14 protein-coding genes and 1 pseudogene are annotated in these 24,429 nt (G+C 71.1%); 12 read left to right on the plus strand and 3 right to left on the minus strand.

Going from position 1 to position 24,429, the window contains the following annotated elements; all coding sequences use genetic code 11:
• Nucleotides 1–121 precede the first annotated feature (121 nt).
• A pseudogene (locus QSJ95_RS15850) lies at nucleotides 122–382 on the minus strand (transposase); the annotation flags it as partial.
• Between the two features lie 1,076 nt (nucleotides 383–1,458).
• On the opposite strand from QSJ95_RS15850, the gene glgA reads away from it, so the two are divergent.
• The 12 genes from glgA to QSJ95_RS15910 all read left to right on the plus strand — a co-directional run bounded on the left by glgA (nucleotide 1,459) and on the right by QSJ95_RS15910 (nucleotide 18,439).
• Nucleotides 1,459–2,991 (plus strand): glycogen synthase GlgA, encoded by a 1,533-nt coding sequence (gene glgA, locus QSJ95_RS15855; RefSeq protein ID WP_285643616.1) that lies wholly within the window; start codon nucleotides 1,459–1,461, stop codon nucleotides 2,989–2,991.
• Nucleotides 2,988–4,721: a malto-oligosyltrehalose trehalohydrolase gene (gene treZ / locus QSJ95_RS15860; protein WP_285643618.1), complete on the plus strand. Its 1,734-nt coding sequence runs from the start codon at nucleotides 2,988–2,990 to the stop codon at nucleotides 4,719–4,721. The genes glgA and treZ overlap by 4 nt, the downstream gene beginning before the upstream one ends.
• On the plus strand, nucleotides 4,718–6,754 hold the full coding sequence (gene malQ, locus QSJ95_RS15865) for a 4-alpha-glucanotransferase (protein WP_285643620.1): 2,037 nt from the start codon (nucleotides 4,718–4,720) through the stop codon (nucleotides 6,752–6,754). The genes treZ and malQ overlap by 4 nt, the downstream gene beginning before the upstream one ends.
• Nucleotides 6,751–9,501 (plus strand): malto-oligosyltrehalose synthase, encoded by a 2,751-nt coding sequence (treY, locus tag QSJ95_RS15870; RefSeq protein WP_285643622.1) that lies wholly within the window; start codon nucleotides 6,751–6,753, stop codon nucleotides 9,499–9,501. The genes malQ and treY overlap by 4 nt, the downstream gene beginning before the upstream one ends.
• Nucleotides 9,498–9,743 (plus strand): DUF2934 domain-containing protein, encoded by a 246-nt coding sequence (locus QSJ95_RS15875; protein ID WP_285643624.1) that lies wholly within the window; start codon nucleotides 9,498–9,500, stop codon nucleotides 9,741–9,743. The genes treY and QSJ95_RS15875 overlap by 4 nt, the downstream gene beginning before the upstream one ends.
• A 44-nt stretch (nucleotides 9,744–9,787) precedes the next feature.
• A complete protein-coding gene (gene glgX, locus QSJ95_RS15880; protein WP_285643626.1) occupies nucleotides 9,788–11,926 on the plus strand; it encodes a glycogen debranching protein GlgX in 2,139 nt (712 codons plus the stop codon).
• A gap of 933 nt (nucleotides 11,927–12,859) precedes the next feature.
• Nucleotides 12,860–13,273 carry a CBS domain-containing protein gene (locus tag QSJ95_RS15885; protein ID WP_058072360.1) on the plus strand — a complete coding sequence of 138 codons (414 nt, stop codon included), beginning with the start codon at nucleotides 12,860–12,862 and terminating at the stop codon, nucleotides 13,271–13,273.
• A 59-nt stretch (nucleotides 13,274–13,332) separates the two neighbouring features.
• Entirely contained in the window at nucleotides 13,333–14,553 is a 1,221-nt protein-coding gene (locus tag QSJ95_RS15890) for a zinc-dependent alcohol dehydrogenase (RefSeq protein WP_285643631.1), read from the plus strand.
• A 4-nt stretch (nucleotides 14,554–14,557) separates the two neighbouring features.
• Entirely contained in the window at nucleotides 14,558–15,481 is a 924-nt protein-coding gene (locus QSJ95_RS15895) for a DUF72 domain-containing protein (RefSeq protein ID WP_058489375.1), read from the plus strand.
• Nucleotides 15,478–16,257, plus strand: a complete 780-nt coding sequence (locus QSJ95_RS15900; RefSeq protein ID WP_285643637.1) for an endonuclease/exonuclease/phosphatase family protein — start codon at nucleotides 15,478–15,480, stop codon at nucleotides 16,255–16,257. The genes QSJ95_RS15895 and QSJ95_RS15900 overlap by 4 nt, the downstream gene beginning before the upstream one ends.
• Complete coding sequence (gene clsB / locus QSJ95_RS15905) at nucleotides 16,254–17,462, plus strand: cardiolipin synthase ClsB (protein ID WP_285643639.1); 1,209 nt, start codon at nucleotides 16,254–16,256, stop codon at nucleotides 17,460–17,462. The genes QSJ95_RS15900 and clsB overlap by 4 nt, the downstream gene beginning before the upstream one ends.
• Nucleotides 17,459–18,439, plus strand: coding sequence for a lysylphosphatidylglycerol synthase domain-containing protein (locus QSJ95_RS15910; protein ID WP_043266432.1), 981 nt, complete (start codon nucleotides 17,459–17,461; stop codon nucleotides 18,437–18,439). Before clsB ends, QSJ95_RS15910 begins: the two co-directional genes overlap by 4 nt.
• 472 nt (nucleotides 18,440–18,911) lie before the next feature.
• On the opposite strand, the gene glgB is transcribed toward QSJ95_RS15910, so the two are convergent.
• Both glgB and treS read right to left on the minus strand, forming a co-directional pair.
• Complete coding sequence (gene glgB / locus QSJ95_RS15915; protein WP_285643642.1) at nucleotides 18,912–21,104, minus strand: 1,4-alpha-glucan branching protein GlgB; 2,193 nt, start codon at nucleotides 21,102–21,104, stop codon at nucleotides 18,912–18,914.
• Nucleotides 21,101–24,427, minus strand: a complete 3,327-nt coding sequence (treS, locus tag QSJ95_RS15920) for a maltose alpha-D-glucosyltransferase (protein WP_285643644.1) — start codon at nucleotides 24,425–24,427, stop codon at nucleotides 21,101–21,103. Before treS ends, glgB begins: the two co-directional genes overlap by 4 nt.
• Nucleotides 24,428–24,429: the final 2 nt, after the last annotated feature.

The raw sequence follows: 24,429 nt of genomic DNA on the forward strand, positions 1-24,429 counted from the left end.
CCTGGGTCAGGTTTTTTGACGGGGACGGAGCCTCCAAAAAGCAGACGACCACTGTCCAGCGGGGTCAGTGTAGTGGGCGTGTTTCTAACCCAATGGGTCGCGGAGCACCGGGGAGGCGGTTTTTTAGCAGGTCGTTGTCCTGCTTCAATTGGCGATTCTCGGCCTCCAACTGACGAATCCGCTGCTGCTCGGGTGTCAGTGGCTTACCCACTCCCGCCTGCCCCGACAGCTCGGCTTCGTATTGCTGAACCCAGCGGCGAACTGCCGTCTCTCCCAGGTCCATATCTCGGCAGACCTGCGTAATGCTCAGGCCCTGGTCTTTGATCATCTGGACGACTTGCAGCTTGAAGCTGGCATCGAATGCTCTGCGTTTACGGCTCATGAATGACTCCTCTATTCAGTGGATTTTCCACCTATCGAGGTGTCCGAGGAAATTGAACCACCACAGTATCGCTTCGCTCAACCCATCCTACGGGTGTGTTTGCCGCGGAGATAGGTGCCGGGGATCAAGAGCACCCTCTCCCCAGCCCTCTCCCGCAAGCGGGAGAGGGGGCCATTCATGCCACCGGGGTGTCCGGCGTGGCCGGTGAATCCAATCGCGGACAAGGTCCGCTCCTACGCCCGTGCTTCCCTGCAGCTATAGGAGCGACTGCAGGCCACGCCGAGGTGCTTTTCGTAGGATGGGTTGAGCTTGCGAAACCCATGCGGTCATGGTGATGGGTATCGCTTCGCTCAACCCATCCTACGGGGTGTGGTGTTTGCCGGAGGTGTAGGAGCGGACCTTGTCCGCGATTCGGACTTCCAGAGAAACCTCCGCGCACTCCGAAACGCCCCTTCAACAGGCCGAGCGAAACCCGCGCTCAGGAGGTCATGCGACATGGATGTCGCGAGAGCCCCGATGGGCTACAGGGACGTACCCTCGGGGCGGGCCTCCGTGGCGGGGGAATTCGCGAGGGTAGCCCGGCTCCATCGGGCCCGTATGTCGGGGCAAGCCTTTTTGGTTCCTTTTGTGGCGACTGACAAAAGGGACTCGCCCGAGGGGGCGAAACAAGACGGTCGGGCAGACTCGGTGCGGCGCAGAAACACCCGGGTCGAAGCAACTGGCTCCCACGCACCACAAGCCACTCAGAACGCCCTCCCTACCACCCCTGCAAAATGCGCGGCACCCCCACCCCATTCGTGCAACACGCCCGCATCACAACGCTATCAACCACTCCCTTTCTCCTTCCAAATCAACCACCTGAAACAAGCGCATCGCCTGGTACGGAGCCTGCTTCCCGCTCTTGCGCAATAGATAGACCGAAAGAATGGCGATCCCCATGCCCCGCCGGCCTACCCCGGCAGAAAATCGAAACTTCGCGCCGTGCGTTCCGGTCCCCCGGAAGAGGCCGCCCGCGAAGGCGACCACCCCATGCGGCCGGCAGGACTGCCCGGCCCACTGCAAAGAGGAAGCGGAAGATGCAAAACCTGCTGGCCGATGCGCGCCTGGAAGACCCCTGCCCACCCGAGCTGCCACCGTTTTCCCTCACGGCGGAAGTCGCGCCCAGGCGCCGCAGGCGGATCCTCTTCGTCACATCGGAGCTCACCGACTTCGTCAAGGCCGGCGGCCTGGGCGACGTTTCCGCGGCCCTGCCGCGGGCGCTGCTGGCCGAGCACGACATCCGCGTGCTGGTGCCCGGCTACCGCCAGGTGCTCAAGGGCGCGGTGGCCTGCAAGGTGGTCGGCCACCTGCCGGGGCTGGCCGCGCTGCCGCCCTGCGACATCGGCGAACTGCAGCTGGACGACGGCCTGCGCGTCTACGTGGTGATCTGCCCCGAACTCTACGACCGCGACGGCACCCCCTACGGCGACGACGCCGGCAACGAATGGCCGGACAACCACATCCGCTTCGCCCGCCTGAGCCTGGCCGCCGCCGACCTGGCCGCAGGACTGGCCACCCCCGGCTGGTGCCCCGAGCTGCTCCACGTCAACGACTGGCCCAGCGCCCTGGCCCCGGCCTACATGGCCTGGCGCGGCCAGGCCACGCCCAGCCTGCTGACCATCCACAACCTCGGCTACCAGGGCGCCTGCCCGCTGGGCTGCTGCGCCGAACTGGGCCTGCCCGAGCACGCCGGGCTGCCGGAGAGCATGGAATTCTACGGCCGGCTGTCGTTCCTCAAGGCCGGCCTCAACCATGCCAGCCACATCACCACCGTCAGCGAGACCTACGCCCGCGAGATCACCGGCGAAACCTTCGGCTGCGGCCTGCAGGGCGTGCTCGCCCAGCGCCACCGCGAGGGCCGCCTCAGCGGCATCACCCACGGCATCGACGCCAGCTGGGACGCGCGCAGCGACCCGCATCTCGTCGCACGCTTCGATGCCCGCCACCTGCAGGGCAAGCGGCGCAATGCCGAGTACGTCGAGCGCAGCTTCGGCCTGCTGCCCGGGCGCGGCCCGCTGTTCGCCGTGGTCTCGCGCCTGGTGCAGCAGAAAGGCATCGACCTGACCCTGGCCATCGCCGACCGCATGATCGAGGCCGGCGGCCGCCTGGTGGCGATCGGCCGCGGCGAGCCGCCGCTGGAGCAGGCCATGGCCCAATTGGCCGAGCGCTATCCCGGCCGCGTGGGCGTGCGCATCGGCTTCGACGAAACCCAGGCGCGGCGCATCTACGCCGCCAGCGACTTCCTGCTGATGCCCTCGCGCTACGAACCCTGCGGGCTGAGCCAGATGTACGCCCAGCGCTTCGGCTCGCTGCCCATCGCCCGCTGCACCGGCGGCCTGGCCGACACCATCGTCGACGGCGTCACCGGCCTGCTGTTCCGCGAGGGCGACGCGGACAGCTACTTCGAGGCGGTGCAGCGCGCGCTGAACATCTACCGCTACCCCGAGCTGCTCAACGCCATGCGCTGCAAGGCCATGGAGGCCCCGCCGTACTGGAGCGAGGCGGCCCGTCCCTACACCCGGCTGTACCGCGACCTGCTCGCGGAGCTGCCCGCGAGCGTGCGCCGATGAGCCGCCAACTGCCCCGCGCCGGCGCCCTGCCGCAGCCCGACGGGCTGACGCGCTTCGCCCTCTGGGCGCCGGACGCGCGCCGGGTGGACCTGCAACTGGGCGACGGCAGCCGCTTGCCCATGCAGGCCCTGGACGACGGCTGGTACAGCCTGGAAATCCCCTGCGCGGCCGGCAGCGCCTACCGCTTCTGCATCGACGAGCGCCTGTCGCTGGCCGACCCCGCCTCGCGGGCCCAGGCCGGCGGCGTGGAAGCCGACAGCCTGGTGCTGGACCACACCGCCTACGCCTGGCAGAGCCGCGAGTGGCGCGGCCGGCCCTGGCACGAGACGGTGCTCTACGAACTGCACGTGGGCCTGTTCGACGGCTTCACCGCCCTGCTCGACTTCCTCCCGGGCCTGGTCGAGCTGGGCGTCACCGCCATCGAGCTGATGCCGCTGGGCGCCTTCCCCGGGCGCCGCAACTGGGGCTACGACGGCGTGCTGCCCTACGCCCCGGCCGCGGCCTATGGCACGCCGGAAAACCTCAAGCGGCTGATCGACCAGGCCCACCTGCTGGGCCTGATGGTCTTCGTCGACGTGGTCTACAACCACTTCGGCCCCCAGGGCAACTACCTGGGCGAGTACGCCTCGGGCTTCTTCGGCGAGCGGCCCACGCCCTGGGGCCACGCCATCGACTTCGCCCGCCCGGCGGTGCGCGAGTTCTTCATCGGCAACGCCGAGATGTGGGTGCGCGACTACCGCGTCGACGGCCTGCGCCTGGACGCCGTGCACGCCATCGCCGACAAGGATTTCCTGGTCGAGCTGGCCGGGCGCGCCCGCGCCGCTGCCCAGGGCCGCCACCTGCACCTGGTGCTGGAGAACGAGGACAACCAGGCGAGCCTGCTGCGCAAGGGCTTCGACGCCCAGTGGAACGACGATCTGCACCACGTGCTGCACCACCTGCTGACCGGCGAGCGCGAGGGCTACTACGCCGACTACGCCGAGGCCACCACCGCCAAGCTGTGCGCCTGCCTGGGCGAAGGCTTCGTCTTCCAGGGCCAGCGCGACCATCGCGGGCGGGCGCGCGGCGAGCCCAGCGCGGACCTCTCGCCGCTGGCCTTCGTGGCCTTCCTGCAGAACCACGACCAGGTCGGCAACCGCGCCCTGGGCGAACGCCTGGTCGCCCTGAGCCGCCCCGAGCGCCTGCGCGTGGCGGTGGCCCTGGTGCTGCTGGCGCCCATGGTGCCGATGCTGTTCATGGGCGAGGAATGGGGCGAGCGCAACCCCTTCCTGTACTTCACCGACTACCAGGGCGAGCTGGCCAAGGCGGTCAGCGACGGGCGGCGCCAGGAGTTCGCCGCCTTCGGCCGCTTCTCCGGCGCCATCCCCGAGCCCAACGACTACGAAACCTTCGTCGCCTCGCGGCCGCGCCCGGAGCACGCCGACGGCAACTGGCGCGCCCACTACCGGCGCCTGCTGGAGCTGCGCCACGCCTGGCTCATCCCGCGCCTGGGCGGCACCCGCGCGCTGGGCGCGGTGCCCCTGGGCGAGGCGGCGGTCAGCGCGCGCTGGCGCCTGGGCGATGGCAGCCTGTGGCGCATCGAACTCAACCTGGGCGGCGAGCAAGTCTTCGTCGAAGCGCCGGCGGCGCAGGCGCAGATCCTCTTCTGCGAAGGCCAGGAAGTCGCCGACTACCGCGCCGGCCGGCTCGCCCCCGGCAGCCTGGCCCTGAGCCTGGAGGAAAGCCCATGAGCGATGCGCTGCTGCGCGACCTGGCCGGCGAAGTGGGCCTGAAGCCCGACTGGGTGGACGCCGACAACCGCCCGCAGCAGGCCGGCCCCGACGTGTTGCGCCAGGTACTGGAGGCCCTGGGGCTGCCGGCGCAGAGCCCCGAACAGCTGCGCCAGAGCCTCGCCCTGGTGCGCCAGGAGCGCGCCGCGCCGCCGTCGCTGCTGACCCTCGACCAGGGCCGGCCGCTACGGTTGGACCGCCTGGCCAGGCCCAACGAGGCCTTCCGGCTGATCCCCGAGCGCGGCGAAGACATCGAAGGACGCCTGGACGAAGCCACCGCCCTGCCCCCGCTGGCGCAATGCGGCTACTACCGCCTGCAACTGGCCGAGCGCGAACTGACTCTGGCCGTCGCCCCGCCGCGCTGCCCCCAGGTGCCGGAACTCTGCGGCGGGCGCCGGCGCGCCTGGGGCCTGGCCGCGCAGCTGTACGCCCTGCGCGAACCCGGCGACGGCGGCCTGGGCGACCTGGCGGCGCTGGAAGCCCTGGCCCGCAGCGCCGCCGCCAAGGGCGCCGACGCCCTGGCCATCAGCCCGCTGCACGCCATGTTCGCCGCCGCCCGCCAGGCCTACAGCCCCTACTCGCCGTCCAGCCGGCTGTTCTTCAACGAACTGCACGCCGCGCCGCGCCAGGTGTTCGGCCAGGCCGCGGTGGACCGGGCCATCGCCGAGGCCGGGCTCGCCGGGGAACTGCACGAACTGGAAAGCCTGCCCCTGGTGGACTGGCCAGGCAGCGCCCGGGCCCGCGAACGCCTGCTGCGCCAGCTGCACGCCAGCTTCGCCCGGGCCGACGCCGGCCTGCGCCGCGACTTCCAGCGCTTCCGCCGCGACGGCGGCGAGGCCCTGCTGCAGCACTGCTCTTTCCAGGCCCTGCAACGCCGGCGCGACGAAGCCGGCGACGGCCTGGACTGGCGCCACTGGCCGGCGGCCTATGGCCGCCCGGAGGCCGAGGGCGTGCGCCGGTTCCTGCTCGAACAGCCGGAGGAAATCGACTTCCAGCAGTTCTGCCAGTGGCTGCTGGCGCGCAGCCTGCAACACACCCAGCGGGCCGCGCGCGACGCCGGCATGGGCATCGGCCTGATCGCCGACCTGGCGGTGGGCGCCGACCCGCGCGGCAGCCAGGCCTGGATGCGCCAGGACGAACTGCTGGCCGGGGTCAGCGTCGGCGCCCCGCCCGACGTGCTCAACCGCGCCGGGCAGAACTGGGGCATCTGCGCCTTCTCCCCCCACGGCCTGCGCCTGCACGGCTACCGCGCCTTCATCGAGATGCTGCGGGCCAACCTGCGCTACCCCGGCGGCCTGCGCATCGACCACGTGCTGGGGCTGCGCCGCCTCTGGGTGATCCCCGAGGGCGCGCCGCCGCAGGCCGGCGCCTACCTGGAATACCCGCTGGACGACCTGCTCCGGCTCATCTGCCTGGAAGCCTGGCAGGCGCGCGCGCTGATCGTCGGCGAAGACCTCGGCACCATTCCCGAGGGCCTGCGCGAGCGCCTCGCCGAACACGGCATCCTGGGCATGCGGGTGCTGCTCTTCGAACAGGCCGGCGGCCACTTCCACGCCCCGCGGCAGTGGTCCGCCGAGGCCCTGGCCACCACCAGCACCCACGATCTGCCGAGCCTCGAAGGCTGGCGCCAGGGCCACGACATCGACTGGCGCGAACGCCTGGGCCAGCGCAGCGGGGAGCAGGCCAGGCAGGACCGCGAGGAACGCCAGCGCGAGGTCCAGGGCCTGGCCCGGGCGCTGGACGAGGACGGCATCGGTCGCGAAGCGCTGGATGGCGCCATCGAGTTCGTCGGCCGCACCCCGGCGCCACTGGTGCTGCTGCCCCTTGAGGACGCCCTGGGCAGCGTCGAGCAGCCCAACCTGCCCGGCCCCGGCGACGAGCACCCGAACTGGCGCCGGCGCTACCCGGCGCAGGCCGGGCAGATGCTCGACATCCCCGCGGTGGACGCACGCCTGCAGCGGCTGGACCAGGCGCGCCGGGAGGGCGAGCGATGAACGCCATCCGCGCCACCCTGCGCCTGCAGTTCAACCGCGACTTCACCCTGGACGACGCCCTGCCCTGGCTGGACTACTTCGCCGAGCTGGGCATCAGCCACCTCTACGCCTCGCCGCTGCTCACCGCCCAGCCCGGCTCCGGCCACGGCTACGACGTGGTCGACCCCACCCGCATCAACCCCGAGCTGGGCGGCGAGGCGGCCCTGCGCCGGCTGGTCGGCGGCCTGCGCCTGCGCGGCATGGGGCTGATCGTCGATAGCGTGGCCAACCACATGCGCATCGGCCAGGCCAACCCCTGGTGGCAGGACGTGCTCAAGTGGGGCCTGGCCAGCCCCTACGCGCACTTCTTCGACATCCACTGGCGCAGCGACGACCCGCTGCTGGACCGCCAGGTGCTGCTGCCCTGCCTGGGCGGCGACTACCTCGACGAGCTGCAGGCCGGGCGCATCCGCCTGGGCTTCGCCGAGCACGCCGGCTGCTTCCAGCTGCACTATGGCGAGCACTGCTTCCCGGTGTGCCCGGCCAGCTACGGCATGATCCTGGTGCACGCCGAACAGGGCCCGCTGTACGAACTGGCGCCGCGCTTCGCCGAGCTGCGCGGCCACCCCCAGGCCCGCGTCCTGGCCACCGCCCTGTGCCGGCGCCTGGCCGCGCTGCTGGGCGATGCGGCCCTGCGCGAACGCCTGCTGGGCTTCTACCAGGTGGCCGAAGGCCAGGACTGGCGCCCCCTGCACCGCCTGCTGGAACACCAGCACTACCGCTTGGCCAACTGGCGGGTGGCGGCCGACGACATCAACTGGCGGCGCTTCTTCGACATCAACGAACTGGTCGGCCTGCGCGTGGAGCTGCCGGACGTGTTCGGCGCCTGCCACGCCTACCTCCTGCAACTGATGCAGGAAGGCCTGGTGGATGGCCTGCGCATCGACCACGTCGACGGCCTGGCCGACCCGCGCGGCTACTGCCGGCGCCTGCGCCGCGCCTTTTGCGACGGCGCCGCGCCGCTGTACGTGGAAAAGATCCTCGCCCCCGGCGAACACCTGCCGGCGGACTGGCAGGCGGACGGCACCAGCGGCTACGACTTCATGAACCAGGTGTCGCTGCTGCAGCACGACCCGCGCGGCGAAATCCCCTTGCGCGCGCTCTGGGAGCAGACCAGCGGCCGCCGCCAGGGCTTCGACGAAGAGCGCCTGGCGGCCCGCGAATGGGTGCTGCGCGGCGCCTTCGCCGGCGACCTCGAAGGCATGGCCCAGCAGCTCTGGCAACTGGCGCGCACCGACCTGGCCAGCCGCGACCTGCCGCTGGGCTCCATCCGCCGCGCACTGTTCCAGCTGCTGCGGGCCTTTCCGGTGTACCGCAGCTACGCCGGCGCCTGCGGCCGCTCCGCGCAGGACCGGCGCTACTTCGAACAGGCCCGCGCGCTGGCGGCCGAACGGCTGGACGAGCACGACCGCCGCACCCTGGCCTGGCTCGACCGGGTGCTGGGCGGCGAGCCGCTGCGCGCGGTGCCGCCCGGGCCGCTGCGGCAGAAGCGCCGGCAGGTGCTGGCGCGCTTCCAGCAGCTGACCCCGCCCATCGCCGCCAAGGCCCTGGAAGACACCGCCTGCTACCGTCACGCCGCGGCCCTGGGGCGCAACGACGTGGGCTTCGACCCGCAGCGCCTGGCGGCCCCGCCGGCGGACTTCCACGCCGCCTGCCAGGCGCGCCTGGCCCAGTTCCCCCGCGCCCTGCTGGCCACCGCCACCCACGACCACAAGCGCGGCGAGGACTGCCGCGCCCGCCTGGCCGCGCTGAGCGAGCGCGCGCCCTGGTTCGCCGAACAGGTGGCGCAGTGGCGGCCCCTGGCCGCGGCCCTGCGCCACCCCGAAACGCCCCACGCGCCCAGCGGCGGCGACGAACTGATCCTCTACCAATGCCTGCTGGCCAGTTGGCCTCACGACCTGGCCGAAGACGACGCCGAGGGGCTGCGCGCCTACCACGCGCGCATCGCCCAATGGCAACTCAAGGCCCTGCGCGAAGCCAAACTGGAAACCGACTGGAGCGCGCCGGTGCAGGCCTATGAAAGCGCCTGCGCGGACTTCCTCGACGCCCTGCTCCTGCAACCTGCCGGCCTGGCGCTGCGCCAGGCCATTGCCGCGGCGGCCCGGGCGCTGATGCCCGCCGGCGCCCTCAACGGCCTGGCGCAGAGCCTGCTGCGCTGCACCACCCCGGGCGTGCCGGACCTGTACCAGGGCTGCGAGTTCTGGGACTTCAGCCTGGTGGACCCGGACAACCGCCGCACGCCGGACTACGCCCGGCGCCAGGCCGCCCTGCAGGCGCAGCCGGACTGGCCGCAGCTGCTGCAGTACTGGCGCGACGGACGCATCAAGCAGGCCCTGCTGCGCCAGGCCCTGCAACTGCGCCGGCGCTGGCCGCAGCTGTTCAGCCACGGCAGCTACCAGCCGCTCGAACTGCACGGCGAGCACGCCGATTGCCTTTTCGGCTTCCTGCGCAGCCAGGCCGGCCGGCACCTGCTGGTGCTGGTGCCGCGGCTGTGCGCGGGCCTGCTGGAAGACAGGCCGCAGGTGCCGCCCGAACGCTGGGGCGACACCCGCGTGCGCCTGCCCGCCGAACTGGCCGGCCGCCAATGGCAGGGCCTGGCCGCCGGGCACCGGGACGACCACGGCGAACTGGCGGTGGCCGAAGTGCTGGGCGAACTGCCGGTCAACCTGCTGATCAGCGTCGACGAGCACCAGGAGGCAAGCCCATGAAGATCGACGAAGCGCGCGTCCGCGAACTGGCCCACCAGATATGGGAATCCGAGGGCCGCCCCGAAGGCCAGGCCGAGCGCCACTGGCGCATGGCCCGCAGCCTGGCCGAGGCCGAGCAGGCACAGCTCGCCCAGCGCGAGCCTCCTGGCGAGCCGCCGGAGAAACCGGCGCTGCTGCAGAAACCGCCACGGCGCAAGGGCAAGCTGCCCGCCGCCAATCCCGAGCGCCCTGACGAGGGCTGATCCATGCATCCGCCCCGAACCACCGGCCAGCAGAGGAAACCCCCATGAGCAAACGCTCGCACTCGCGAGTCACCGAGGGCCGCCCCTTCCCCCTGGGCGCCACCTGGGACGGCCTGGGCGTCAACTTCGCCCTGTTCTCGGCCCATGCCACCCGCGTCGAACTGTGCCTGTTCGACGCCAGCGGCAAGCGCGAACTGGAACGCATCGAGCTGCCCGAGTACAGCGACGAGATCTGGCACGGCTACCTGCCCGACGCCCACCCCGGGCAGATCTACGGCTACCGCGTGCACGGCCCCTTCGAACCGGACGCCGGGCACCGCTTCAACCCCAACAAGCTGCTGATCGACCCCTACGCCCGCCAACTGGTGGGCCAGCTGCGCTGGTCCGAGGCGCTGTTCGGCTACACCATCGGCTCGGCCGACGCCGACCTGAGCTTCGACACCCGCGACAGCGCGCCCTTCGTGCCCAGGTGCAAGGTCATCGACCCGGCCTTCACCTGGGGCGAGCAGCAGTTCACCCGCATCCCCTGGGACGAGACGCTGATCTACGAGGCGCACCTGCGCGGCATCAGCATGCGCCACCCGGCGGTGCCCGAGCGCCTGCGCGGCACCTGCGCCGGGCTGATGAACGCCGAGCTGATCAAGCACCTGCGCCACCTGGGCATCAGCAGCCTGGAGCTGCTGCCGGTGCACGGCTTCGTCGACGACAAGCACCTGCTGGAAAAGGGCATGAGCAACTACTGGGGCTACAACAGCATCGCCTTCTTCGCGCCCCACGCCCGCTACCTGGCCAGCGGCCATGTCAACGAGTTCAAGGAGATGGTCGCGCACCTGCACGACGCCGGCATCGAGCTGATCCTCGACGTGGTCTACAACCACACCGCCGAGGGCAACGAACTGGGCCCGACGCTGAGCATGCGCGGCATCGACAACGTCTCCTACTACCGCCTGCAGGCCGACGACCGGCGCTACTACGTCAACGACTCCGGCACCGGCAACACCCTCGACCTCAGTCACCCCTGCGTGCTGCAGATGGTCACCGACTCGCTGCGCTACTGGGCCACGGAAATGCGCGTGGACGGCTTCCGCTTCGACCTGGCGTCCATCCTCGGCCGCTACGCCGAAGGCTTCGACGAGCGCCACAGCTTCCTGGTGGCCTGCCGCCAGGACCCGGTGCTCAGCCACCGCAAGCTGATCGCCGAACCCTGGGACTGCGGCCCCGGCGGCTACCAGGTGGGCCGCTTCCCGCCCGGCTGGGTGGAGTGGAACGACCGCTTCCGCGACACCGTGCGCAGCTACTGGCGCGGCGACGAGGGCCAGCTGCCGGACCTGGCGCGGCGCCTCACCGCCTCCGGCGACCTGTACAACCACCGCGGCCGGCGGCCCTACGCCTCGGTCAACTTCATCACCGCCCACGACGGCTTCACCCTGCGCGACGTGGTGTCCTACGACCACAAGCACAACGAGGCCAACGGCGAGGACAACCGCGACGGCCACGACGACAACCGCTCCTGGAACCACGGCGAGGAAGGCCCCACGGGCGATGCGGCGATCCGCCAGCTGCGCCTGCGGCAGATGTGCAACCTGATGGCCACCCTGCTGCTGTCCCAGGGCACCCCCATGCTGCTGGCCGGCGACGAGTTCAGCCGCACCCAGCAGGGCAACAACAACGTCTACTGCCAGGACAACGAACTGGGCTGGATCGACTGGAACCTCGACGACGAGGGCCGCCAGCTGCTGGCCTTCACCCGCTACCTGATCCGCCTGCGGCGGCGCTACCCGATCCTGCGCCGCGGGCGCTTCCTGGTCGGCGAGTACAACGCCGAGCTGGGGGTGAAGGACGTGACCTGGCTGGCCCCCGACGGCCGCGAGATGACCCAGGAGGACTGGGAAACGCCCCAGGCCCGCTGCCTGGGCATGCTCCTCGACGGCCGCGCGCAGCCCACCGGCATCCGCCGCAGCGGGGCCGATGCCACCCTGCTGCTGTTGCTCAATGCCCACCATGAGGCGCTGCAGTTCCAGCTGCCCGGGGTGGCCCAGGGGCGTGATTGGCAGTGTCTGCTGGACACCATGGCCGATCCGCCGGCGCTGGACGATGGGCTGGTGCATGGGTTCGATGCGGCCTTCGAGATGGGGCCGCGGTCGTTGGCGTTGTTCGTGTTGCGCAAGGATGGGGATGGCTGAAGGAGCCGCGAGGGCAGCGCGGAGCGCGCGGAAACGGAAGCTTCGGGTTCGGATCCGGCGCGCCCTATGGCCAAGGCCAGGCGGCGGATAACCGCGAACGGTTATGCGCCCTACGATCACCGGCTGACGCTGCGTTATCCAGCCACGCCGAACGGCCCCCTCTCCCTCCGGGAGAGGGCTGGGGTGAGGGTGCTCTTGACCCCGGCACCTACCTCCCCGGCAAACACACCACCCGTAGGATGGGTTGAGCGAAGCGATACCCATCACCACGGCTTCGTAGAGCGAACGCCGCCTGCGACTGGCCTCCTGGTCCAGCCCGGAGCGCGCGGAAACGAAAGCTTCGGGTTCGGATCCGGAGCGCCCTGTGGCCAAGGCCAGGCGGCGGATAACCGCGAACGGTTATGCGCCCTACAATCACCGGCTGACGCTGCGTTATCCAGCCACGCCGAACGGCCCCCTCTCCCTCCGGGAGAGGGCTGGGGTGAGGGTGCTCTTGACCCCGGCCACCTACCTCCCCGGCAAACACACCCGTAGGATGGGTTGAGCGAAGCGATACCCATCACCACGGCTTCGTAGAGCGAACGCCGTCTGCGATTGGCCTCCTGGTCCAGCCCGGAGCGCGCGGAAACGGAAGCTTCGGGTTCGGATCCGGCGCGCCCTGTGGCCAAGGCCAGGCGGCGGATAACCGCGAACGGTTATGCGCCCTACGATCACCGGCTGACGCTGCATTATTCAGCCACGCCGAACGGCCCCCTCTCCCTCCGGGAGAGGGCTGGGGTGAGGGCAACGGACTCCGCCCCCACTCCACCGCCAGCCCCACACTCCCCTCCCCAAACAATCCATGAAATCCGCCTGAACGGTGCCCCCACCGCCCAGTCGGAAGCTATAGGCGTCCTCGAAGGCGCCCCAACCGCAACCGCTACGGAGGACAGCATGAAAATCAGCGAAATCATGACGCGCAACGTCCAGACCACCGCCCCCGACACCCCGCTGCACCAGGCGGCCGCGGCCATGGCGCGGATCGACAGCGGCGCGCTGCTGGTCAACGACGGCGACCGCCTGGTGGGCATGGTCACCGACCGCGACATCGTCATCCGCGCGGTGGCCGCCGGCCTGGGCGTGGATACCCCGGTGGCGCGGGTGATGAGCGGCGACATCCACTACTGCTTCGAGGACGAGGACGTGCAGCACGTGGCCAGCAACATGGCGCAGATCCAGATGCGCCGGCTGCCGGTGCTCAGCCGCGAGAAGCGCCTGGTGGGCGTGGTCTCCCTCGGCAACATCGCCGCCTGCCGCGATGCCAAGGCCAGCGACACCGTGCTGCGCGGCGTGGCCCAGGCCCACTGAGCTTCCCCTGGCCACGGCGCCGCCCGGGCCGTGGCCGGCCGGATAGCGGGGAGAACGACATGAAAGCTGTGGTATTCCACGACGTCGGCGACATCCGCCTGGACGAGGTCCCGGAGCCGACGCTGCGCCAGCCCAACGACGCCATCGTGCGCCTCACCGCCTCGGCGATCTGCGGCACCGACCTGCACTTCGTGCGCGGCAGCGTGGGCGGCATGAAGCCCGGCACCATCCTCGGCCACGAGGGCGTGGGCATAGTCGAGGAGCTGGGCGACGAGGTGCGCAACCTGCAGGTGGGCGACCGGGTGGTGATCCCCTCCACCATCGCCTGCGGCAACTGCGTGTACTGCCGCGCCGGCTACTACGCCCAGTGCGACATCGCCAACCCCGGCGGCCAGCGCGCCGGCACCGCCTTCTTCGGCGGCCCCGAGGCCAACGGCGCCTTCCACGGGCTGCAGGCCGAGAAGGCGCGCATCCCCTACGCCAACATCGGGCTGATCCGCCTGCCCTCGCAGATCGGCGACGACCAGGCGATCCTGCTCTCGGACATCTTCCCCACCGGCTGGTTCGGCGCCGAGCTGGCCGAGGTGGGCATCGGCGACACCGTGGCGGTGTTCGGCTGCGGCCCGGTGGGCCAGTTCGCCATCGCCAGCGCGCTGCTCAAGGGCGCCTCGCGGGTGTTCGCCGTCGACCGCCACCCCGACCGCCTGCACATGGCCCGCCAGCAGGGCGCGGAGGTCATCGACTTCGAACGCGAGGACCCCGTGCAGGCGCTGCTCTGGCTCACCGACGGCATCGGCGTGGACCGCGCCATCGACGCCGTCGGGGTGGACGCCGAGCGCAGCCACGGCGAAGTCACCCCGGCCCCCGGCGCAGGCCACGAGACGCCCTGGACGCCGGGCAACGCGCCGGCCCAGGTGCTCGACTGGGCGGTGGCCGGGCTGGCCAAGGCCGGCACCCTGGGCATCATCGGCGTGTACGGGCCGGACTCGCGGACCTTCCCCATCGGCATCGCGATGAACCGCAATCTGACGCTGAAGATGGGCAACTGTCACCACCGCAAGTACATCCCGCAGCTGATCGAACTGGTGCTCAGCGGGCGCATCGACCCAGCCAAGGTGCTCACCCAGGTCAAGCCCATCAGCGACGCCATCGCCGCCTTCGAGGCCTTCGACCAGCGCCAGACCGGCTGGGTGAAGGTGGAGCTGCAGCCGCAGCGCCAACATGCCGCCGAGGGCGACGAGGAACACGTCCGCCCGCCGGCGCCGCCCGCCGCGGAGTGACGCCATGGGTACGGACGGCCTGTACATCGGTATTTCCGGCTGGCGCTACGTTCCCTGGCGCGGCGAGTTCTACCCCAGGGGCCTGCCCCAGCGCGAGGAGTTGCGCTACGCCGCCCATGCCTTCGCCAGCATCGAGCTGAACGGCTCCTTCTACGGCCTGCAGACGCCCGGCCGCTACCGCCAGTGGAAGGCGCAGACACCCGCGGGCTTTCGCTTCAGCGTCAAGGGCCCACGCTTCGTCACCCACCTGCGGCGCCTGCGCGAGCCGCAGCAGGGGCTGGCCAACTTCTTCGCCTCCGGCCCGCTGGAGCTGGACGACAAGCTCGGCGCCTTCCTCTGGCAGTTGCCGCCCAGCCTGGCCTACGACGGCGAGTTGCTGGAGGCCTTCCTCGCCCTGCTGCCGCGCGACAGCCATGCGGCGGCCGAACTGGCCGGTTCGGCGGACGCGCGCCTGCGCCACGAGGCGCCTTCGCCGGGCCGGCGCTTCGCCCTGCGCCATGCCCTGGAGGTGCGCCACAAGAGCTTCTGCAGCGCCGAGTTCACCGACCAGTTGCGCCGGCACGGCGTGGCCCTGGTGATGGCCGACGCACCCTCGAAGTGGCCCTACGCCGAGGACCTCACCGCCCCGGATTTCACCTACCTGCGCCTGCACGGCGCCGAGCAGTTGTACGCCAGCGGCTATGGCGAGGCGGCGCTGCGCCGCTGGAGCGAGCGCATCCGCCTGTGGCGCAACGGCCTGCAGCCCGCCGACGCCGAGCTGATCGACGCGGACAAGCGCGGCGACCGCCGGCACCGCGAGCTGTACTGCTATTTCGACAACGACATCAAGGTGCGCGCGCCCTTCGATGCCTTCCGCCTCATGCAGCTGCTCGACGTGCGCCTGCCGCAGCAGCAGGTGCCGGGCGAACCGGCGGAGGACTGGACATGAACCAGCCGGCCAACACCGGCGCCGGCCCGGCGCTGGCCAGCGGCCCGTCGCTGCGGGTGCTGACGGTGAACACCCACAAGGGCTTCAACGCCTTCAACCGCCGCTTCATCCTCCACGAACTGCGCGAGGCGGTGCGCGGCACCGCGGCCGACCTGGTGTTCCTCCAGGAGGTACATGGCGAGCACCAGTTGCACGCCGGGCGCCACCCCGGCTGGCCGGCCAAGCCGCACTACGAGTTCCTCGCCGACAGCATGTGGCCGGCCTTCGCCTACGGGCGCAACGCGGTGTACCCCGAGGGCCACCACGGCAACGCCCTGCTCTCGCGCTACCCGATCCTCAGCCACGACAACCACGACATCTCCATCGCCGGCAACGAGGAGCGCGGCCTGCTGCACGCCTGCATCGACCTGCCGGGCAGCGCCCCGCTGCATGCCGTGTGCGTGCACCTGGGCCTGCGCGAGGTGCAGCGGCGACAGCAACTGGCGCTGCTCTGCCGCCTGCTGGAAGGCTTCCCCGTCCAGGCGCCGCTGATCGTCGCCGGCGACTTCAACGACTGGCGCTGCCAGGCCGGCGCCCTGCTCGCCGGTTGCGGGCTGGAGCCGGCCTTCGCCGACAAGGCCGGCGCGCCGCGCAGCTTCCCGGCGCGCTGGCCGCTGCTGCGCCTGGACCGCATCTACCTGCGCAACCTGCGGGTGCGCAGCAGCCAGGTGCTGGGCAGCCGCCCCTGGCCGCACCTGTCCGACCATCTGCCGCTGCTCGCCGAGGTGGCCCCATGAGCGAGCGCTGGCACGCGGGCAACCGCATCGAACTGCTGGTCAATGGCGAGGCCTTCTACCCGCGGGTGTTCGAGGCCATCGCCCGGGCCCGGCGCGAGGTGCTGCTGGAAACCTTCATCATCTACGAGGACAAGGTCGGCCTGGCCCTGCGCAAGGCGCTGCTGGCGGCGGCCCGGCGCGGCGTGCGCGTCGAGCTGATCGTCGACGGCTACGGCACCGCCGACCTGGGCCGGGACTACGTGCGCAGCCTGCTGGAGGCCGGGGTGCGCCTGCACCTGTTCGACCCGCGCCCGCGCCTGCTGGGCCTGCGCACCAACCTGTTCCGCCGCCTGCACCGCAAGCTGCTGGTAGTGGACGGCGGCACCGCCTTCGTCGGCGGCATCAACTTCAGCGCCGACCACCTGGCCGACTTCGGCGCCATGGCGAAGCAGGACTACGCGGTGCAGGTGCAGGGCCCGGTGGCGCGGGACATCCGCCAGGCCAGCCTGGCCCTGCTGCACGAGTACGGCAGCGCGCCGGCTTGGGTGCCGCCCAGCCTGCCGCCGCTGGCCGGCCAGGCCCGCGCCTGCCTGGTGTTGCGCGACAACGGCCCGCGCAGCACGGCCATCGAGCAGCACTACCTGGCGGCGATCCAGGGCGCGCGGCAACGGCTGACCATCGCCAACGCCTACTTCTTCCCCGGCTACCGCCTGCTGCGGGCGCTGCGCCAGGCCGCGCAGCGCGGGGTGAAGGTGCGCCTGGTCCTGCAGGGCCTGCCGGACATGCCGCTGGTGCGCCTGTGCAGCAAGTTGCTCTACGACACCCTGCTGCGCGACGGCGTGGAGATCTACGAGTACTGCGACCGCCCGCTGCACGGCAAGGTGGCGGTGGCCGACGGGCGCTGGGCCACGGTGGGGTCGAGCAACCTGGACCCGCTGAGCCTGTCGCTGAACCTGGAAGGCAACCTGATGATCGACGACGCGCGCTTCGCCGACGAACTGCAGGCGCACCTGGACGCCCTGGCCAGCGACAACTGCCGGCGCATCACCCGCAAGGTGGCGCGCCGCGGCTACTGGTGGCGCGCGCCCCTGGTGTTCCTCAGCTTCCACTTCCTGCGGCATTTCCCGGCCATCGCCGGGCAGTTGCCGGCGCACCGCCAGCGCCTGCGCTCGCCGCGGGGCCTGGAAGGCGAACCGGCGGCGGACGCCCCGCGGGTGCGCCCATGAACGCCGCCGCGCCGCGGGAGAAGCACAGGCGCGCCTGGAAGCTGGCCCGGCGCGGCTTCTCCATCGCCCTGCTGGCGCTGCTGCCGGTGCTGCTGTTCCTGCTGATCCGCGCCACCGACTGGGGGGAAGTATTCCACCTGCTCAGCGAGTACCGCGCCACCACCCTGCTCCTGGGCCTGGGCATCAGCCTGGCCAGCTATGCGGTGTTCAGCAGCTTCGACGTGCTCAGCCGCTACTACATCGGCCACCCGCTGCCGGTGCGGCGGGTGTTTACCGTGGCCTTCGTGTGCAACGCCTTCAACCTCAACCTCAGCTCCTGGGTCGGCGGCGTGGCCCTGCGCTACCGCCTGTACGGCCGCCTGGGCATGAGCGCGGCGGATATCACCCGCATCCTCAGCTTCAGCCTGGTGACCAACTGGTACGGCTACCTGCTGCTGGCCGGCGCGCTGTTCGCCAGCGGCTACCCCGACCTGCCGGACGACTGGTCGGTGGGGCGCAACGGCCTGCGCCTGATCGGCGCGCTGCTGCTGGCCCTGGGCGTGGCCTACCCCCTGGCCTGCCGCTACGCCCGGCGCCGCGCCTGGGGTTGGCGGCAGTTCAGCCTGGCCCTGCCGAGCTGGCGCCTGGCGCTGCTGCAGGGCGCCATGGGGGCGGCCAACTGGTCGCTGATGGCGCTGCTGGTGAGCGTGCTGCTGCCGGACAAGGCCAGCTACACCGAGGTGCTGGCCACCCTGCTGATCAGCAGCATCGCCGGGGTGGTGCTGCACGTACCGGCGGGCCTGGGCGTGCTGGAGGCGGTGTTCATCGCCATCCTCCACGACCACCTGGGCCGCGGGCCCCTGCTGGCGGCGTTGATCGGTTACCGGGTGCTGTACTTCCTGGTGCCGCTGTTCCTGGCCTGCCTGGTCTACCTGTGGCTGGAACGCCGGGCGCGGCGTCTGCGCCGCCGGCAACGGCGCCTGGCGCGGGCGGGTTGATGGGTATCGCTTCGCTCAACGCCATCCTACGAGAGAATGCCGTGCCTCGCGCAAACCTGTAGGAGCGGGCCCTGCCCGCGATTCGCGCGCAGGGCCCGCTACAGGGAAATGGCGTGGGTGGCGCAGCGTAGCGGATCTTATCCGCGAACCACGCCGGGGCGTCCGGCTATCGCGGATGAATCCGTCAGGGCATGCCGTGCCTCGCGCAAATCTGTAGGAGCGGGCCCTGCCCGCGATTCGCGCGCAGGGCGCGCTCCTACAGGGGAATGGCGCAGGTGGCGCAGCGTAGGAGCGGATCTTATCCGCGAACCGCGCCGGAAGGTCCGGCTATCGCGGATGAATCCGCTCCTACAAGGGCATGCCGTGCCTCGTGCAAACCTGTAGGAGCGGGCCCTGCCCGCGAATCGCGCGCAGGGCGCGCTCCTACAGGGGAATGGCGCAGGTGGCGCAGCGTAGGAGATCTCATCCGCGATCACGCAGGTAGGGCCGGCGCCGGTTCCAGGACCAGGCTGCCCAGCGGCGGCAGGTCCAGCAGCAGCGAGTATGGCTGGCCGTGGGACGGCTCCGGGAGTGTCTCGCAGCGCTCGCGGCTGCCGGCATCGGAGCCGGCGTAGCAGGCGCCATCGGAATTCAGCCGCACCTGCCAAGCGCCCTGCAGCGGCACCCCTACCCGATAGCCTTCGCGCGGCAGCGGCGTGAAGTTGTGCACCACCAGCAGCGGCGAGCGCTCGCGGTCCAGGCGCAGCCAGGCGTAGACGCTGTTGCGCTGGTCGTCGCCGATCAGCCAGTGAAAGCCTTCGGGGCTATCGTCCAGCTGGTGCAGCGCCGGCAGTTCGCGGTACAGGCGGTTGAGGTCGCGCACCAGCGTCTGCACGCCCAGGTGCTCGGCGTAGCGCAGCAGGTACCAGTCCAGCTGGTCGTCGTGGTCCCACTCGCGCCACTGGCCGAACTCGCAACCCATGAACAGCAGCTTGCGCCCCGGGTGCGTCCACATCAGGCTCAGGTACAGGCGCAGGTTGGCGAACTGGCGCCAGCGGTCTCCGGGCATCTTGCCCAGCAGCGAGCCCTTGCCGTGCACCACCTCGTCGTGGGAGATGGGCAGGATGAAACGCTCGGTGAAGGCGTAGAGCAGGCCGAAGGTCAGGCGGTGGTGGTGGTAGCCGCGGTACAACGGGTCCTCGCGGATGTAGGCCAGGGTGTCGTGCATCCAGCCCATGTTCCACTTGTGCGAGAAACCCAGCCCGCCCTCGGCCACCGGGCGGCTGACGCCGGGCCAGGCGGTGGATTCCTCGGCGATCACCAGGGCGTCGGGCACCTCGGCGGCGACCACCTCGTTGAGGTGGCGGAGGAACTCGATGGCCTCCAGGTTCTCGCGCCCGCCGTGGCGGTTGGGGATCCACTCGCCCTCCTTGCGCGAGTAGTCGCGGTAGAGCATCGAGGCCACGGCGTCGACGCGCAGGCCGTCGACGTGGTACTCGCGCAGCCAGTGCAGCGCCGAGGCCAGCAGGAAGCCGTGCACCTCGGTGCGGCCGAGGTTGTAGATGTAGGTGTCCCAGTCCGGGTGGAAGCCCTCGAAGGGATGCGCGTATTCGTACAGCGCGGTGCCGTCGAACTGCCCCAGGCCGTGCTCGTCGGTGGGGAAATGCGCCGGCACCCAGTCGAGGATGACGCCGATCCCGGCCTGGTGGCAGCGCTCGACGAAGGCGGCGAACTGCGCCGGGCTGCCATAGCGCGCGGTGGGGGCGAACAGCGACAGCGGCTGGTAGCCCCAGGAGCCGCCGAAGGGATGCTCCATGATCGGCATCAGCTCGACGTGGGTGAAGCCCATGTCCTGCAGGTAGGGGATCAGCCGCTCGGCCAGCTCGTCCCAGCTCGGCGGGCGGCCGTCGAGGGTCTGCCAGGAGCCGGCGTGCAGCTCGTAGATCGCCAGCGGGCTTTCCGCGCCCTGGCGGCTGCGCCGCTCGCTCATCCAGCGTTCGTCCCGCCAGTGCCGCGGCGCCGGGTCGGCCACCCGCGAGCCGGTGGCCGGCGGCCGTTCCGTGGCCAGCGCCACAGGGTCGGCCTTGAGCGGCAGCAGGCCGCCGGGGCCGAGGATTTCGTACTTGTAGATTTCCCCGGGTTGCAGGCGCGGCACGAACAGTTCCCACACGCCGCTGGGGTAGCGCAGGCGCATGGCGTGGCGGCGCCCGTCCCAGGCGTTGAAGTCGCCCACCACCGACACGCGCCGGGCATTGGGCGCCCACACGGCGAAGCGCACTCCGGCCACGCCGTCCACGCTCATGGCCTGGGCGCCGAAGCACTGGCCCAGGTGGCGGTGGTTGCCTTCGGCGAACAGGTACAGGTCGGTGTCGCCCAGCAGCGGGCCGAAGGCGTAGGGGTCCTCGGTGATCTGCTCGCCCTCGGGCCAGTGGATGCGCAGCAGGTAGGCCTGACGCGCATCCAGGTGGGCGCTGAAAAGGCCGCTGGCGTCCTGCTGCTGCATGGCCGCGAGGAATTCGCCCTCGCGGCCCAGCAGCTCGCAGGCGAAGGCCCCCGGCAGCCAGGCGCGCACGCGCCAGCCGTCGCCCTCCGGGTGCGGACCGAGGAAGGCGAAGGGGTCGCCGTGCTCGGCCCGTTGCAGCCCTTGCAGATGGTTGCGTTCGTCGTCTTGCGACGCTTGTGTCATGGCCTTCCTCCCAGCAGGTGGAGCGTCAGTTCCAGCATTCCCTGCAGCGGCACGGCGACCCAGTCGGGGCGGTGGCCGCTCTCGTAGACCACTTCGTAGGCCGCCTTCTCCAGGCTGAACAGCGCCAGGGCCGCGCCCTCCCCCTCGCGCCCGCGCCATTCGTGGGGCAACCCGGCGGCGGCCAGGCGGTAGGCGTCGAGGAAGGCGTCGCGGGCGTCCGCGCGGTAGCGCTGGGCCAGGGCGCGGCGCACCCGCACCGCTTCTTCCGAGACGTCGGCGCTCTGCAGGCTGCGCTCGGCCATGGCGGCGGCGTAGTCGAAGGAGCGCAGCACCCCGGCCACGTCCTTCATCGGGCTGTTCAGGGCCCGGCGTTCGGCCAGCGAGCGGTTGGGCTCGCCTTCGAAATCGATCAAGTAGGCATCCTCCTGCACCACCAGCACCTGGCCCAGGTGCAGGTCGCCGTGCACGCGGATCATCAGCCCGCCCTCGGCCAGCCGCGCCAGGTTGCCCACCGCCAGCAGCAGCTCGTCGCGCAGCTCCAGCAGGCGCGCGGCCTGGGCGCGGCCGCGCTCGTCCAGCCCCGGGGCGTCGTCCAGCGCCCGCAGGGCCTGCTCGACCTGGGCGCCGACGCCCTCCTGCCAGGCGCGGCTATCGGCCGGGCCGCTGCGCCGCGGGGCGAAGTCCGGCTCGTCCGCGCCGTCGGCCAGCACCTGGTGCATCTCGCCCAGGCGCCGGCCGAGGGTGGCGGCGAAGCCGCGCAGCTCGTCCAGGGCATCGAATTCCGGAGGCTGCGCGGTGCCGGCGGCCAGGGCCTCGCGGATGGCCCGTTCGAGGTTGTTCTGCGTCCAGGTCCAGGCGTCGCCCTGGTTGCTCAGGTAGCCCTGCAGCAGCATCAGGGTGTGCGTCTGCCCCTGCTCGTCCACCCGGCGCACCTCGCCCAGCAGCGGCGCGACGTTGGCGAAGCCGTGGCGGCTCAGGTAGGCGCCCATTTCCGCCTCCGGGTGCAGGCCGGGCGAGACGCGGCGCAGTACCTTGAGCAGCAGGCCGTCGCCGACCAGCGCCGAGGTGTTCGACTGGTCCGCGGCCAGCACCCGCACCGGGATGTCCTCGGCCAGTTCCAGCTCGGCCAGGCCGGGTTGCGGCAGGAACTGCACCTCGCCGCCGTCGCCGGCCAGGGTCGCGTTCTCGCGCAACAGGCGCAGCACCACGCGGCTAAAGCGCGGCAGGCTCAGGGCGTCGGTCAGCAGGCCGACGCGGCGGCCGCGGCGCAGCCGGGCCAGGGCCAGTTGCTGCGGCAGGTCGTAGCCGCTGCTGCTTTTTTCCGGCGCCGCGGCCAGGGGCAACTGGTAGCGCTCGTGCAGCTCGCCGTCGCGGTATTCCAGCTCCGCCAGCAACGGCGCGGCGTCATCCTCCTCCAGCGGCAGCGCGTAGAGCAGGCGCACGCTGCCGGCCTGCGCGCGGGCATGGGGGAACCAGCGTCGGCGCGGCAGGTAGCGCGGCAGCGAATCCTTCTCCAGCAGCTCGCGCGGGGCGCCGGCCATGATCTCTTCCAGGCGCTGGCCCAGCACCAGGGTCGGCAGTTCCGGCAGGCGTTCTTCCGGCTGGCGGTGCCAGGTGGGCATGCGCTGGGAGTCGGCCAGGTAGAACCAGTAGAAGCCGTAGGGCGGCAGGGTCAGCAGGTAGGTCAGCCGGCCGATCGGCGGGAAGGCCGCGCCGCCGAGCATCTCCAGCGGCACGCGGCCGTCGAACTCGGCCAGCTCCAGTTCCACCGCCTGGGCCGCGCCGGACAGGTTGGCCACGCACAGCAGGCTGTCCTCGCCCTCCTCGCCGCGGTACTGCCGCAGGTAGGCGAGGATGCGCCTGTTGCTCGGCGACAGCAGGGTCATGCTGCCGCGGCCGAAGGCCTTCTGCTGCTTGCGCACGGCGAGCATGCGCCGCGTCCAGTTGAGCAGCGAATGCGGGTCGCGCAGCTGCGCCTCGACGTTGACGCTCTGGTAGCCGTACAGCGGGTCGAGGATGGCCGGCAGCACCAGGCTCGCCGGGTCGGCGCGGGAGAAGCCGCCGTTGCGGTCCACCGACCATTGCATGGGGGTGCGCACGCCGTCGCGGTCGCCGAGGTAGATGTTGTCGCCCATGCCGATCTCGTCGCCGTAGTACAGCGTCGGCGTGCCGGGCATCGACAGCAGCAGGCTGTTGAGCAGCTCGATGCGCCGCCGGTCGCGCTCCACCAGCGGCGCCAGGCGCCGGCGGATGCCCAGGTTGATGCGCGCGCGGCGGTCGGCGGCGTAGTAGTTCCACAGGTAGTCGCGCTCGTCGTCGGTGACCATCTCCAGGGTCAGCTCGTCGTGGTTGCGCAGGAAGATCGCCCACTGGCAGTTGTCGGGGATGGCCGGGGTCTGGCGCAGGATGTCGCTGATGGGGAAGCGGTCTTCCTGGGCGATGGCCATGTACATGCGCGGCATCAGCGGGAAGTGGAAGGCCATGTGGCATTCGTCGCCGGGGCCGCCGTCGTCCATGCCGCCGAAGTACGGGCGGGTGTCCTCCGGCCACTGGTTGGCCTCGGCCAGCAGCATGCGGTCGGGGTAGTGGGCGTCCAGCTCGGCGCGGATGCGCTTGAGCACCGCGTGGGTTTCCGGCAGGTTCTCGCTGCTGGTGCCCTCGCGCTCGATCAGGTAGGGAATGGCGTCCAGGCGCAGGCCGTCCACGCCCAGGTCGAGCCAGAAGCGCATCACCCCCAGCACGGCGCGCAGCACCTGCGGGTTGTCGAAGTTCAGGTCCGGCTGGTGCGAGTAGAAGCGGTGCCAGTAGTACTGCCCGGCCAGCGGGTCCCAGGTCCAGTTGGAGGTCTCGCTGTCGACGAAGATGATGCGGGTGCCGGCGTAGCGCTCGTCAGTGTCGGACCACACGTACCACTCCCGCGCCCGCGAGCCCTTCTTCGCCCGCCGCGCGCGCTGGAACCAGGGGTGCTGGTCGGAGGTGTGGTTGATCACCAGCTCGGTGATCACCCGCAGGTTGCGCGCATGGGCGGCGGCGATGAAGCGGCGCACGTCGGCCAGGCTGCCGTAGTCGGGGTGCACCCCACGGTACATGGCGATGTCGTAGCCGTCGTCGCGCCGCGGCGAGGGGTAGAACGGCAGCAGCCAGAGGGTGTTCACCCCCAGGTCGGCGATGTAGTCGAGCTTCTCGATCAGCCCGGGGAAGTCGCCGATGCCGTCGTTGTTGGCGTCGAAGAAGGACTTCACGTGCAACTGGTAGATGACCGCGTCCTTGTACCAGAGCGGGTCGTGCAGGAAGGGACGGGGCTTTCTCAGGCGTCTGGCCATGG

The sequence above is a fragment of the Pseudomonas sp. NBRC 100443 genome, from assembly GCF_030268185.1.
Lineage (GTDB): Bacteria > Pseudomonadota > Gammaproteobacteria > Pseudomonadales > Pseudomonadaceae > Pseudomonas > Pseudomonas citronellolis.